This is a genomic window from Neisseria sp. P0008.S004 (genome assembly GCF_051962755.1).
Lineage (GTDB): Bacteria > Pseudomonadota > Gammaproteobacteria > Burkholderiales > Neisseriaceae > Neisseria > Neisseria subflava_A.
The window spans coordinates 1-13486 of the sequence record NZ_JBQCUZ010000011.1 but is presented as its reverse complement, the minus strand read 5'-3'; the positions used below and the strand labels follow the sequence as shown (position 1 = coordinate 13486).

The 13486-nt window shown below is 49.8% G+C and carries 13 protein-coding genes and 4 pseudogenes; 3 read left to right on the top strand and 14 right to left on the bottom strand.

Annotated features, from left to right (window positions below; translation table 11 throughout):
* Positions 1-96 precede the first annotated feature (96 nt).
* Together ACTHSW_RS10145 and ACTHSW_RS10140 are read right to left on the bottom strand one after the other, a co-directional pair.
* Positions 97-921 carry an ABC transporter ATP-binding protein gene (locus ACTHSW_RS10145; RefSeq protein WP_070461570.1) on the bottom strand — a complete coding sequence of 275 codons (825 nt, stop codon included), beginning with the start codon at positions 919-921 and terminating at the stop codon, positions 97-99.
* A complete protein-coding gene (locus tag ACTHSW_RS10140) occupies positions 911-1771 on the bottom strand; it encodes an SDR family oxidoreductase (protein WP_440373895.1) in 861 nt (286 codons plus the stop codon). The genes ACTHSW_RS10145 and ACTHSW_RS10140 overlap by 11 nt, the downstream gene beginning before the upstream one ends.
* Before the next feature lie 262 nt (positions 1772-2033).
* Between ACTHSW_RS10140 and ACTHSW_RS10135 the strand changes: the two are divergent.
* Positions 2034-2216 (top strand): annotated as a pseudogene (locus tag ACTHSW_RS10135) (hypothetical protein); the annotation flags it as partial.
* A gap of 218 nt (positions 2217-2434) precedes the next feature.
* Here the strand turns inward: ACTHSW_RS10135 and nadC are convergent.
* The 4 genes from nadC to ACTHSW_RS10115 all read right to left on the bottom strand — a co-directional run bounded on the left by nadC (position 2435) and on the right by ACTHSW_RS10115 (position 5226).
* Positions 2435-3316, bottom strand: coding sequence for a carboxylating nicotinate-nucleotide diphosphorylase (gene nadC, locus ACTHSW_RS10130; RefSeq protein WP_107769070.1), 882 nt, complete (start codon positions 3314-3316; stop codon positions 2435-2437).
* 134 nt (positions 3317-3450) lie between these two features.
* Positions 3451-3927: a hypothetical protein gene (locus tag ACTHSW_RS10125; RefSeq protein ID WP_070461574.1), complete on the bottom strand. Its 477-nt coding sequence runs from the start codon at positions 3925-3927 to the stop codon at positions 3451-3453.
* Entirely contained in the window at positions 3924-4169 is a 246-nt protein-coding gene (locus ACTHSW_RS10120) for a hypothetical protein (protein ID WP_070461575.1), read from the bottom strand. Before ACTHSW_RS10120 ends, ACTHSW_RS10125 begins: the two co-directional genes overlap by 4 nt.
* A 118-nt stretch (positions 4170-4287) precedes the next feature.
* Positions 4288-5226 carry an NUDIX hydrolase gene (locus ACTHSW_RS10115; protein ID WP_070461576.1) on the bottom strand — a complete coding sequence of 313 codons (939 nt, stop codon included), beginning with the start codon at positions 5224-5226 and terminating at the stop codon, positions 4288-4290.
* A gap of 155 nt (positions 5227-5381) precedes the next feature.
* On the opposite strand from ACTHSW_RS10115, the gene nadA reads away from it, so the two are divergent.
* Both nadA and nadB read left to right on the top strand, forming a co-directional pair.
* The gene (nadA, locus tag ACTHSW_RS10110; protein ID WP_070461581.1) at positions 5382-6494 is read left to right on the top strand and encodes a quinolinate synthase NadA; all 1113 of its coding nucleotides are present in this window, start codon (positions 5382-5384) and stop codon (positions 6492-6494) included.
* A gap of 51 nt (positions 6495-6545) precedes the next feature.
* Positions 6546-8054: an L-aspartate oxidase gene (nadB, locus tag ACTHSW_RS10105; RefSeq protein ID WP_070461577.1), complete on the top strand. Its 1509-nt coding sequence runs from the start codon at positions 6546-6548 to the stop codon at positions 8052-8054.
* Positions 8055-8469: 415 nt separating this feature from the next.
* Here nadB and ACTHSW_RS10100 read toward each other — a convergent pair.
* From ACTHSW_RS10100 to ACTHSW_RS10065, 8 genes and pseudogenes are all read right to left on the bottom strand, one after another.
* A pseudogene (locus tag ACTHSW_RS10100) lies at positions 8470-8935 on the bottom strand (hypothetical protein).
* Positions 8936-9188: 253 nt separating this feature from the next.
* Complete coding sequence (locus tag ACTHSW_RS10095) at positions 9189-9680, bottom strand: contact-dependent growth inhibition system immunity protein (protein ID WP_107792553.1); 492 nt, start codon at positions 9678-9680, stop codon at positions 9189-9191.
* Between the two features lie 74 nt (positions 9681-9754).
* Positions 9755-9829, bottom strand: a complete 75-nt coding sequence (locus ACTHSW_RS10090; protein ID WP_336623262.1) for a hypothetical protein — start codon at positions 9827-9829, stop codon at positions 9755-9757.
* Between the two features lie 235 nt (positions 9830-10064).
* A pseudogene (locus ACTHSW_RS10085) lies at positions 10065-10259 on the bottom strand (hemagglutinin repeat-containing protein); the annotation flags it as partial.
* Between the two features lie 113 nt (positions 10260-10372).
* Entirely contained in the window at positions 10373-10906 is a 534-nt protein-coding gene (locus ACTHSW_RS10080; protein WP_070461578.1) for an ankyrin repeat domain-containing protein, read from the bottom strand.
* A complete protein-coding gene (locus ACTHSW_RS10075; RefSeq protein WP_225905499.1) occupies positions 10896-11282 on the bottom strand; it encodes a GH-E family nuclease in 387 nt (128 codons plus the stop codon). Before ACTHSW_RS10075 ends, ACTHSW_RS10080 begins: the two co-directional genes overlap by 11 nt.
* A gap of 890 nt (positions 11283-12172) precedes the next feature.
* Positions 12173-13136, bottom strand: a pseudogene (locus tag ACTHSW_RS10070) (hemagglutinin repeat-containing protein); the annotation flags it as partial.
* Between the two features lie 149 nt (positions 13137-13285).
* The coding region (locus ACTHSW_RS10065) for a transposase (RefSeq protein WP_440373894.1) at positions 13286-13486 on the bottom strand (201 nt) is incomplete at its 5' end.

The window sequence follows — 13486 nt, the reverse complement described above, 5'->3', positions numbered from 1 at the left end:
TAAATTTTATGTTTAGTACGTTGAATAATAGATGTTTATGTTTGCTTTACAGCAAGGTATTAGCGCCTTGAAAGAGGTTTCAGACGGCCTTCACCATCATAACACTGCCCTTCTCACAGCTTCCTGTCCCTGTTTATCCAACCGTAAGAATTGGTGGATGATGCGTTCGGCATCGGGTGCATCGGCGGTGGAAAACAGCGATTGCACATAATCATTTGCCGGCTGCTTTTTGATTTCTTCAGGTGTGTCGATTTGTACCAGTTTGCCATTATGCATTACACCGATACGGCAAGCGAGTTTGGCGGCTTCCTGCATATCATGGGTAACGAAAACGATAGTGGTGCCAAATTTTTGGTGAATCATAGCAATTTGGTCTTGCAGCACGGTGCGTACCAGCGGGTCAAGTGCTGAAAACGGTTCGTCCATCAGCAGAACTTGAGGCTTGGCTGCAATGGCTCGCAAAATACCGATGCGCTGCTGTTCACCGCCGGAAAGTTCGTGCGGATAGCGGTCGCGGTAGTGCGCAGGGTCAAGTTCCACCAGCTCCAATAATTCATTCACACGCGTTTTGCGTTCGGCTTTCGGCCAGCCCAGTACGTCAGGCATGAGTTCGATATTTTCCGCGACGGTCATGGTGGGGAAAAGTGCGATTTGCTGCAATACGTAACCAATTTGGTGGCGGAGCTGGCGGATGTCGTAGTCTTTAATCCGTTTCCCGTGCAGATAAACGTTGCCATCGGTCGGTTCAATTAGCGCGTTAATCATGCGTAAAGTGGTGGATTTGCCGCTGCCCGAGCTACCTACCAACACGAAAAATTCACCCTGATAAATGGTCAAATCCAAATCGCGCACAGCATATTTGCCGTCATAATGCTTGCCTGTGCCACGAAACTCGATAAATGGGACAAGATTATTTTGCATATTGTGCCTTTACTACGTCTTCAAAACTAATCGGTGCGCGTCCCAACAACTGCGGCAGGTCGTCTGAAACGGTAGCAAGCTCGCCTTTGGCAATGGCAGTGTAGGTAGAAACCCAGGCTTCAATCTGCCAATCGGGCGTGTCAGGATACTCAGCTTTGCGGCTGGCGAAGGCTTCTTCCACAGTTTCATTGTGGTAGCAGTGCGGTTTGCCGGTGATTTCGGTTAAGACGGCGGCTATTTCAACAAAACTTAATGATTGGGAACCGGTCAGCGTGTAGGTCTGATTGTCGTGGCGGTGGTTGCCGTATGCGATGTCGGCGATAACGTTTGCCACTGCTTGGGCGACATCGCGCTGTGAAATGCAGGTAACGCGCCCGTCGTCGGCTGGGCCTGCGATGATGCCGTCTGCATTAGCAATTGTTGCCATCATCTCACTGTAAAAATTGTCGCGCAGAAAGGTGTAGCGCATATTTGTTTGCCGGATTGCATTTTCGGTAACCGCATGAGTACGCGCCAGCGTGAAGGTGCTGTCCAACGCCGCTTGAGCAAAAGAGAGATAGACAATATGCTTCACGCCCGCTTCCGAAGCAGCCTGCACCAAAGTCAAATGCTCCTGTTCGCGCATCGGACTTTCGGCGGCGGACACCATAAACAGCACGTCCACCCCATTTAAAGCCTGCTTAGCAAGCTCCAAATCGCCATAGGCAAACCGTCGCGCCTCGCAGTTCGTGAGATTGGGCGCTTTGGCGGGGTTACGCAGCGGCAGGATAAGCGGCAGGCCGCATGTGCTCAGATGACGGGCGACCATACCGCCGATGTTGCCGCTGGAGCCAGTGATGGCTAGATTCATGTTGTTTTCCTTATGCGTTTTCTAAAGAGATAGCTTTGCTGTTTACAGGGTTTCTGTAAAACCATGTGCATGCTGCTTTTTGAGTTTCAGGTAGACTGAATAGATTCAAGGGATGGTTTATTGATGGTTATTATTGTAGCAGTTTTCCTACATACGATAAGCCGCAAAAGACTTACTTGATTATTAAGCTGAATAATACCGCAGGGCGATTTTTCAGGTATATTACGACCAAGCAGGTAATGGAAAACAGGCAGACCCCGACTATATGCGCTGGCAGCCTGTTGCAGTATGGGATGCCTACCTGCGCTACAAAATCGGCAAAAACCTGACTGCCGAGCTGGTGGGCAGCAACCTGACCAACCGCTACTACCTCGACCCGATGAGTCGCTCTTACCTGCCTGCACCAGGTAGGACAATCCGTATTGGGATAACTGGAAAATGGTAATGATCAATTAATCATTTTGGGAGTAAAAAGCCGTCTGAACATTGGGTTTCAGACGGCTTTTTACATGATGGCTTAGTTATGCCCTACTCTTTCATGTTATATGAAGGTTGAAGCTACCCTGCATAATTTTTATATCTTCTGCTTTGGAAGCAAAAAGGCTGCTTGAAAATGAAACGTCTATATTTCAGACGGCCTTTGCTTTATAGCAAACTCGAAATTTAAGCCACGAAATCCAAACCTATATCCAACGAATGGCTGCTGTGGGTCAGATAGCCGAGGGCGATGCCGTCCACGCCGGTTTGCGCCACGCGCTTCAGTCGGTCGAAGCCGATGCCGCCCGATGCTTCGCAATAGACGGTGTGGGGGTGGGCAGTTTGCGTGTGGCAGCGGTTTGCCGCTTTTTTCAGGGTTTCGTCGTCCATGTTGTCCAGCAAAATCCGTTCTGCGCCCGCCACGATAGCTTTGTCCAGTTGTGCCAACGTGTCCACTTCGATTTCCACGCAGGTCAACGGTCCGACTGCTTGCTTTGCCTGCCGTACGGCTTGGGCGATGCTGTCACAATAGGCAAGATGGTTGTCTTTGATGAGGATGGCGTCGTCCAAGCCCATGCGGTGGTTCACACCCCCACCTGCTCTGACGGCGTATTTTTGCAGGACGCGAAGCAGTGGGATGGTTTTGCGGCTGCACACGATGTCCACATTGTAACCGGCAACTTCGGCTACTGCGCGAGCGGTAGCGGTGGCGATGCCGCTTAAGTGCGTGAGGTAGTTGAGCGCGGTGCGTTCGGCGGCGAGCAGCGCGCGGGCGTTGCCTTCGATGGCAGCCAGCGTCTGACCTGCGCGGACGGCTTGTCCGTCTCGGATTTCGGCTTGGAAGCGGACGGACGGATCCATCGTCTGAAAGGCGAGGCGCGCCAAGTCCATGCCGGCGATAACGCCGTTTTCGCGGCTGACGAGGAAAAGTTTGGCGGTTTTATCGGGGGCGATGACGGCGGCGGACGTAATGTCGCCGCGCCTGCCCAAATCTTCGCTCAAGGCTTGTTCTACCATGGGGCGCAATAGGGTATCGGGCAGGGGGAAGAGGGTGTTTTCAGACGACATGGGGTTTCCTTTGTTGAAAAATATTGATGTTGTACCGATGGGGCAAAACTTCATTTTATAGTGGATTAACAAAAACCAGTACGGCTTTGCCTCGCCTTAGCTCAAAGAGAACAATTCTCTCCGGCGTCATCTGATTATTTTGAAATTGCCATTTCAATGACTTGCTCAACATAGTTGTTTTCCAAATCAATTACGTCTCCTTTTCTTTGTTTTGATATTTTTAATTCGTCATACGCGTAAAAAATAGCAATTTTTTTCCCTTCACAAAATAAATGTCTGTCGGATTTATTCATCATATACATACTTTCATTCCTTACGATGCCTTCACCATCTATAAAACTAAAACTATTCGGTATATTTCTTCGTTCCATTCCCGCTTCATATATTGACGATATCACTCCGGAAACGCTTCTGGTGATAATCTGTCCGGAATCAATATTACTCCACCATTCCTCTGATGCAAATAAGCCTTTGTCTTTTTTGATGCCAAAGATACTTTCGTCATTTAATGATAATAATCTTGTCTTTTCAATAAATTCTTTTTCTCTTTTCATGACTTTTTTAAAATCATAGATTAAATACATATCATCATCCAAAATCAAATAACTCATTTTACGTCTCCAATTTTTTCAAAATAAATAATCTGTTTCTCAAAAGTTTCTTTACCGCCAGATTTCCCCAGCCCTGTATTGACTACCCCTTTTCCTTTATTCACATGTGGTTTTCCTTGGCCTTCAAGCTTGAATTGCACTTGTGTTTTTTCAGTCCATCCCTTATTTGTGCGAGGTAAATCTGGAAAAAGTTTGCCTGTGGCTGAGTTGCCTGTGGTGCCAATCTTTTTTAAAACTTCCATAGTTCCTGGTAAGGTGTTCAAGCACCAAGTGAATCGGTTCCGTACTATCTGTACTGTCTGCGGCTTCGTCGCCTTGTCCTGATTTTTGTTAATCCACTATAGGTCGTCTGAAAACGGGCTAACGGCTGCCCAGCGGCAGTCCGATATCAGAAATCAGCTGTTCGGGCAGAACGTCATCTCGGAAGCGGTAAAGCTGTGCAGGACGGCCTTTACTACCTGATACGCTGGTATCTGACGGCTCGATAAGGTTCTGCTGCTGAATCTGGCGGCGGAAGTTTTGCTTGTGCAGCAATCTGCCGCTGATGGCTTCGACGCTGTTTTGCAGTTGCAGCAATGTAAATTCGGGCGGCATCAGTTCAAAAATCACGGGGCGGTATTTGATTTTGGCGCGCAGGCGGGACAGGGCGGTCGCCAGTACGCGGCGGTGGTCGTGGCGCATGGGCTGCCCCGTGAGTGCGAAGTCGAAGTTTGCCTGCGGCTCGGCGGCTTCCACTATCAGGCCGCTTTCATACAGCATTTCATAGCGTTGCAAAACGTATTCTTCCGACCAATTTTCAGGTTCTACCCCCCAGCACAAATGAATGCGCTTGAGCCGCTTCTGTCGCACTTCCTCCGTATCCGCCGAGTTTGCCCAAATGCGCAGGCGGCTGACGATGGTATCGCGTAGCCCGCCGTCGGTGCGCAAATCTTCCCACGGAAAATAGCAGTAGCAGTCCTGCCATTTAGCATCCGGGTGCAGGATGCTGTCGGCGGCCTCGCGCACCAGCCCCAGATAGCTGACGTACAAGACAGGCAGGCCTTGCTCGTTTTGACGGCGCGTATCGACAAAGGTGTAAAGCTGTTCTACATAACCCATAGGCTGAGATGTCTGCTTGGCGACCCACATCCTGACCCCTGCCTGCAAGGAGTGGCGAAGCGGAGCAAGCAGGCCGTTGGGCAGCAGCGCTCCTTGGGCAACGGTCAAAACCCTCAAGCTGCCGTTTGTAATGGCGATCAGTACAGGAACCAGTTCGACGATACTTTGCGTATTGGCCGCTGTTTCAGGATAGGCATCCATGCGTGGCTTTCATTCAAGAGAAAACCTTATTGTAAACCAAAGCGGTTTTCAGACGACCTTGCATATTATACTCAATTTGAGCATAATATAAAACTATTTCAAAATATAAACGGCAAACCTTCATGCCGTCTGAAAACCAGCTACAAGGAAACATCATGCAAACCGCCGCCCGCCGCTCGTTCGATTACGATATGCCACTCATCCAAACGCCGACTTCCGCCTGCCAAATCCGTCAGGCATGGGCGAAGGTTGCCGACACGCCCGACCGAGAAACAGCAGGCCGTCTGAAAGACGAAATCAAGGCTTTGTTGAAGGAGAAAAATGCGGTCTTGGTGGCGCATTATTACGTCGATCCGCTGATTCAGGATTTGGCTTTGGAAACAGGCGGATGCGTGGGCGATTCGTTGGAGATGGCGCGTTTTGGTGCGGAACATGAAGCCGATACGCTGGTGGTGGCGGGCGTACGCTTCATGGGCGAGAGTGCGAAAATCCTCTGCCCTGAAAAAACGGTGCTGATGCCTGATTTGGAAGCAGAATGTTCTTTGGATTTGGGTTGCCCGGAAGAGGCGTTTTCAGCGTTTTGCGACCAACACCCCGACCGTACGGTCGTAGTGTACGCCAACACTTCCGCTGCCGTAAAAGCGCGTGCCGACTGGGTGGTAACGTCTTCGGTGGCGTTGGAAATCGTGTCGTATTTGAAATCACGTGGCGAGAAGCTGATTTGGGGGCCCGACCGCCACCTCGGTGACTACATCCGCCGCGAAACGGGTGCGGATATGCTGTTGTGGCAGGGTTCATGCATCGTCCATAACGAATTCAAAGGGCAGGAGCTGGCGGCGTTGAAAGCGGAACATCCCGACGCCGTGGTGCTGGTTCATCCCGAATCGCCGCAAAGCGTCATCGAACTGGGCGATGTGGTCGGCTCGACCAGCAAACTACTGAAAGCCGCCGTATCGCGCCCCGAAAAAAAATTCATCGTGGCGACCGATTTGGGCATCCTGCACGAAATGCAAAAGCAGGCGCCCGACAAAGAATTTATCGCCGCACCGACGGCGGGCAACGGCGGAAGCTGCAAAAGCTGCGCGTTCTGCCCGTGGATGGCGATGAATTCGCTGGGCGGCATCAAATATGCCCTGACAAGCGGGTGCAACGAAATCCTGTTGGATAGAAAGCTGGGCAAAGCCGCCAAACTGCCTTTGCAGCGTATGCTCGACTTCGCGGCAGGGCTGAAGAAAAAAGATGTGTTCAACGGCATGGGCCCCGCTTGATTTGCCGTCAATATTGCTGTTTCAGACGACCCCTTAAACAAGGACAACACCATGCAAACCGATTGCGACGTATTGATTGCCGGAAACGGGCTGGCGGCACTGACGCTCGCCCTGTCGCTGCCTGAATCGTTCCGCATCGTCATTTTGTGCAAAAACCAGCTGGACGACACTGCCAGCCGTCATGCCCAAGGCGGGATTGCGGCGGCGTGGTCGGGAGAGGACGACATTGAAAAACACGTTGCCGATACTTTGGAAGCGGGCGCGAGTTTGTGCGACGAAGCCGCCGTCCGCACCATCCTGTCGCAGGGCAAACCGGCAATCGAATGGCTGCTGGCGCAGGGCGTGGCGTTCGACCGGAATCATAACGACCTGCACCTGACGCGCGAAGGCGGGCATACCTGCCGCCGAATCGCCCACGTTGCCGACTACACGGGCGAAGCCGTCATGCAGAGCCTGATTGCCCAAATACGCTGCCACCCGAACATCCGCGTTTACGAGCGGCAGATGGCGTTGGACGTTCAAACCGAATCAGGCGCAGCGTGCGGACTGACCGTCCTCGACTGCCGAACGCAAGAAACCTACCGCATCCGTGCCCGCCACACCGTACTCGCAGGCGGCGGCTTGGGACAGATTTACGTCGCCACCACCACGCCGCCCGAATGCACGGGCGACGCCATCGCTATGGCGATACGCGCAGGCTGCGCAGTCGAAAACCTCGAATTTATCCAATTCCACCCCACAGGCTTGGCAAGGCCGTCTGAAAACGGCCGCACCTTCCTAATTTCCGAAGCCGTGCGCGGCGAAGGCGGCATCCTGACCAACCAAGCGGGCGAACGGTTTATGCCGCATTACGACCGCCGTGCCGAACTTGCGCCGCGCGACATCGTTGCCCGCACCATCGCCGCCGAAATCGCCAAACAAACGCAAGACTTCGTCTCACTCGACATCAGCCATCAACCCGCAGAGTTCGTCCGCCGGCATTTTCCGTCCATCCATCGGCACTGCCTGTCCCAACACGGCTTGGACATCACGCGCCAAGCCATCCCCGTCCGCCCCGTGCAACACTACACCTGCGGCGGCATCCAAACCGACCCCTGCGGCAGAACCTCCCTGCCGCAGCTCTACGCCTTAGGCGAAACCGCCTGTACCGGACTGCACGGAGCCAACCGCCTTGCCAGCAACTCCCTGCTCGAATGTGTCGTTACCGCCAGACTTGCCGCCCAAACCATCGCGGACAGACAAGCGTTCCAAACCGAACCATTCCAAAGGCCGTCTGAAAGCCCCTCCGCCGAAACAGACATCTTTTCAGACGGCCTCCAAAACGTATTCAGCCGACCCACCCTGCAAGCTTTCAACCAACGCCATCTGGGCATCATACGCAACGATACCGACCTGCGCCGCGCCATCGCCCAACTGCAGTTTTGGAAGCAAAACCAAGCCGAGCCATACACCGCGTCCGAATACGAAAACCGCAACCTACTCGAATGCAGCCTCGCCCTTGCCCAAGCCGCATACAGGCGGAGAGAGAACATCGGAGCACATTTTAATAGTGATTGTTGAGGCTGATAGAGACCTTTGCAAATGTTTCTAAATATTCTTTTGAATGATATGGGAAAACCACCTAGTCATCATTTTCTCATACATGAGATTCAACTATTAACAATGAAATTCCCATTTCTTGCTCTATTTGACTGAAAAAAGATACTGCGATTTTCTTTGCTTCTTGATAATTAATTATCATGGCAATACTCCAAATTGAAAATGTTTGAAGGTAGTAAAATTGACTTCGCCTCCTTTTTGTATTTGCCTATTAATATACCTTTTTGGACAACTGCGCTTTATAGCCCGCGCAAGATCGGCACATTAAATAAAGGCCGTCTGAAACGGTTTTTCTGTTTGCAGACGGCCTCTTGGCTCAAACCGTGAGAACCGCATGCGTGCGTTCCGCACACATCCTACTTGTTGAGTTTAGGTTTCATATGGGCCACGGCTTGCTTTCCAAATATGCTTTTATTTCATAAATTAGATTATTTATATTAGGGGAAACTACATTTCCTGTTTTTTCGATTACAAGTAGACAATTATATTTTATTGCCCAGTCAATGGTTTTCTGAATAAATTTAGTATAATCAAATCTTAAATCAAGTTCACACTCTATATCATCTGGCCAAACGGTAAGACTATTACCAAAATTATCACAAAACATGATTGCATCTTTATCCCAAGACTCTTTCGATTTAAGCTTTTTTTTTTGCTTCATTTATTATTGATAATAATATAAAATCATTATCGATAAAGTAATTTTCAAAACTTTTATTCTCATTAAAATTCTGAAAACCATTAGATCGATACTCATCAAGTATGATATCTTTATTTGCATTAAATTTATTTCTGATAGCAGCTGATGGGATAAGGTAGTACCGATAATTCCAAATTGCCATTTTTATTTACTCCTATAACGTGGTCTATTAACATTACCTGATTCATTCAAGACATCAATAGAATTTTTCCAATTAGTATTAGGAACGGGAAAGTCAACTTTTTTAAATTTTAATTCACATATCCTTCCAAGCAAGCCGTAGCCCGCATTAAACCTATGCAGGTAAGGTGTGTGCGGTACGCACGCTGGCCTTGAGTGTGATAAAAAAGTCGTCTGAAACATTTTTCCGGCTTTCAGACGACTTTTGCCAAATATTATCGGCAGCGGCTCAATGCCAACTTTAAACCTGCTCCGATTTCTTCAGGACTGTTATCCAATGATAAAATTACATTGTCTGCATCAATGGCATCCCACGCTTCCAGCTTGACATGGCGGCTTGGGCTGATTTTCAGGCAGCCGTTGTGCAGCCAAATATCCACGCTCATCATGTTTTTAAATAGGGCGCGTCTGGTTTTATAGCCCAAGTTCCCGCATAGGTTGGCAACCCAATCCTCATAACGTGGTTTAAAACTTTCCTGTTTTAAAAAATCAATACGTTCAGCTTCGTTGTCTAACGTCCTGCTGTTCGCCAATGCTTGTAAGACTGTCGTGCCTAAAGTTCCATTGTCGGTATCCAATGGCAGGATATGGGGAGGATATAGGTGGTCTATTGCCGTTAACCCCAAACCTGAACATGTTTGAACAATCAGAGCTTCTTCATTAGCATAAAAAACTGCCCAATAATTTTGATCCTGTTTAAAAATCATTATTTGATCTCCGTAATTTTGACTGTAATGTTTTGACTCTTGCCATACTCTACCACACGTTGTAACTGCAATCTTTACTCCTTATTAGTTTGTGCGGGTATGGCCAGATGGATTTCGCGCTGTTTGATCATGTCGGCCCTTAATGTCATACCCGAAAGGCTATGACGTTCAAAATTTGTCGTCTTAGAGTTGTCTCTACACCGCTTCGGATAATGATTTTGCTAGCCGTGCTACCGATATGGGTGTGGCGGCGAACTGCTTTTGTCTGATGGCTGTGGTGGCTTGTTGAAAGAAAGGCCGTCTGAAACCGTATTTATTGTTTCAGACGGCCTCTTAGCTCAAACCTTGAGAACCGCATATGTGCGTTCCGCACACATTCGCGTTGCCGATAAGCTGCGCACCCTTGAGGGTGGTATCCCCGCCGCTGCGGATGGTGGTTGTGCCGACCATACTGCCAACATGGGTGTGGCGGTGGACTGCTTTTGTCTGATTGCTGTGGCTACTTGTTGAAAGAAAGGTCGTCTGAAACCGTATTTGTTGTTTCAGATGACCTCTTGGCTCAAACCTTGAGAACCGCATGCGTGCGTTCCGCACACATCCTACTTGTTGAGTTTAGGTTTCATATGGGCTACGGCTTGCTCTTGCCAAATAGAGCTGGATTTCGCGGGAGAGCTATCCTTACCTATGGCGCATCAGGCATATTGCTCCATTAGGGCAATAACCGGTTTCAAACTTTGGTCATCGGAAAAATAAGTCTTCATAAAATCCAATAGCGACATGTTTGCATTCTTGACCGGGTGATGCACATCTGCACCTTTGTCCAGCATGGCTTTTAAAACGTCCAGTCTGTCGGGGATGCCGCCTATCATGGCCAAAGGAATTCCTTGGTCGGTATAGGTTTCAATGTTCGGATCCGCTCCGGCCTCCAACAGTACCATGGCCGCATCTCCGTTTTCTGCCCGCATCGCGTAATGCAGCGGTGTCATGCCGTAGATGTCTTGGGCGTTTACAGGGACACCTTTGTCTATGTAAAACCGTATAGTTTCAGGTGATGATGGATTCCAAATATTAGCCCTATGCAGGCTATTCCATTTTTCATTAGGAGAAATACGGAATGGATCTAATTTCCCCTCGCTTTCCGCCTTTTGAAGGAAAGCAATATCACCTAGCTCTTCAGCTTCCGCAATTTTTTCTTCAAAACTGGGAGGTGTTAAATTATTTACCATTTAAAAAGTTCCTCATATCTTGTTTAATTGTACCCAAATCACCCCGCCCCGGTTTTTCAAACCTGGGGTCGTGAGATTCGTTTTCCGCCTTGTTCTGCAGAGCAAACAATTTTTTCGTCCTTTTCGGGTCGTTCACATACTCATTCAACTGGCTCTGCGTCATGCCTAATTCATCTGCCGCCTTTATCAAACGGCGGTTTTCCCAACCGTATCTGTGTCCGATGTGGACGGGTGGTTTGATAATATTAGAGATATTTCCTTTTTCTGCATAGCTGCCGTCAGGCAGTTTGATATACCGGTCATACACACTGTCCCTTATCGGTTTGCGCAAATTCGGCCGTTTTAAAGCAGTGGCAGCTCTCCCCGGATCGGGCATAAAACGTCCGAGTTCGTCGTGATAACGCCCATTTGCATCACGTTTGGGGTATGTTTCCTGTGGTTGCGGATCTGCCGGTGGATCTGTTTTTTTGTCAAAGTTGGGTTTCGGCGGATCGTCTTTTTTAGCTGCTTCTCCCCGGGCGTCTTTGTCCAGCATGCGCTTAAAGCTGTTAACGCCTGGTTTGACAACCTGCTTCAATACCTTGCCCGCTCCGACGGCCGTAGTCAAATTTTCTACCGATTGAAGTCCGATCAGTGCGGCTTGCGCACCTCGGACGTCTTGTCCGTAAATCGGTTGCAAGTCATTTAAGATTAAGGAAGCAGTACCTGCTCCAGGTGACTGGAAGGCCTCGGTGACATTGTCCCAGCATCGTCCAAAGTCGTTTGCACAGTTTTGGACATCTTTAAAGGTATCCACCGCCTTTGAACCTACAATGTATACAGGTAAAGAGTTGAGTACTCCTCTAGTAATAGTTTTTCGTGGATTTTGTATTTTTTCCTTCCAGGATTTTTTTGCAAATTCCGAAGCCAAATCCTTCGCGCCTTGGGTAATGCTGCTATTTTTGGATGAGTGTAAATTGTTTCGGTAGAACACAAGGTCTGATTGGGCCTCCGGTGCAAAAACCTCCGGTCGGACAAATTGTTTGCCTTCCGTAGTGAAGAATCGCTGTTGCCTGCCATCTTCATTGAGAAAGGTCTGCCTGGCTTTTTTAAGAAAGTCTTTTGCAGGTAAATCAGTTACCTTTTCTAAAGTCAGCATCCAAAATAAATCGGTTTCTTTGACTGCTTGATGCACTAAGCGTTTTTGAGCATCGGCAACTTGTTGGGCGGTAGGTTCCTTCCCGCCATTTTCTTGTTTTGCAAATGCTTTGGCATTTTGTTTTATCCAAGCCCTTTCATCAGGATGCAGCTGCCGGTTGTTCCAATCGACATTCGCCCCTACTGCCGCCGTACCTGCATTCCCGCCCGCCGCATAGCCGATGGCCGCCCCACCCAGTGCGTTGACCGCCGCTTTGCCCGCCGGGCCGAGGTTTTCCGCCGCTTTGTCCAAATACGGTGCGGCAAGGGAAGTGCCGCCGCCGGCCAGTATGCCGCCGAGGTTGCCCGTCGTCAGTCCGCCTGCCGCTCCGTGCAGGATACTCCTGCCTATGCCGCCTTCTTTCCAGGTGTCGTAGCGGCTTTGGTTTTCGGCAAGGTAGGCGTTTACTTGACCGAGGGATGTGCGGATAGCGGCTTTTTCGGCTTCGCTGTCCGTATTTTGCAGTTTGGCCTCCAGCAGGGTTTTGGCTGCCTGATACCGTTCGTAACTTTGGGTATTGCCGAGTTTGTCGGAAACGGCTGCTGTGGTTTGGGCGGCGTTTTTGCCGAACTCCTGTGTTACTTCCCTTTGCAGGTTGATTTCTTTGGCCACCGCGTCTTTGTCGAAGCTGTTTTTCAGACGGCCTGAGTGTTGATCCGCAGTTTCGGTGTCGATGCCGGTGTAGATACGCGCTTCGGTTTCTTTGGTAGTCCTGCCTGTTCGGGCAAGTTGTCCCGCTTTGTCGGTGATGTGTATGTTGCGGGTGTTGATGCCGCTGCGGGTGGTGCTGTTTTTGCTGTCTCCGTCGCTGCCGTAGCCTACTGATGAACTTGCGCCGTTTTTATCGGCTACGCTTGTCAGGTGTTTGTCTTGAGGCTTATTTTGTGCGCTCTGCCCCAGTGTTTTGCCGCTTACGGCAACGTTGGCACCCAATCCAAAACTTTCGCCTTCGTATCGGCTGTAGTTTTGAATGTCGCTATGGGTGAGGGTGGCCGTCTGAAAGCGGTTTTTGCCTTCGTCTTCTGCGCTTTGGCCAGACGTGATGATGCCGCCTGAGACCTTGGCAAAAAAGCCCTTCCCACAACAGTCGAAACCCCAACACAGGTTTTCGGCTGTTTCCGCCACCAATCACTCCCTAACTCTACCCAAATACCCCCTTAATCCTCCCCGGACACCCGATAATCAGGCATCCGGGCCGCCTTTTAGGCGGCAACAGACACACTTAGCCTGTTAGCCGCCTTCAACAGGTTTAGACACATCGCCTTCAGATGGCTTTGCGCACTCACTTTAATCAGCCCGAAATAGGCTGCCCGGGCATAGCGGAACTTACGGTGCAGTGTACCGAAGCTTTGTTCGACCACATAACGGGTCTTCGACAAATATCGGTTACGTTTGGTTTGCGC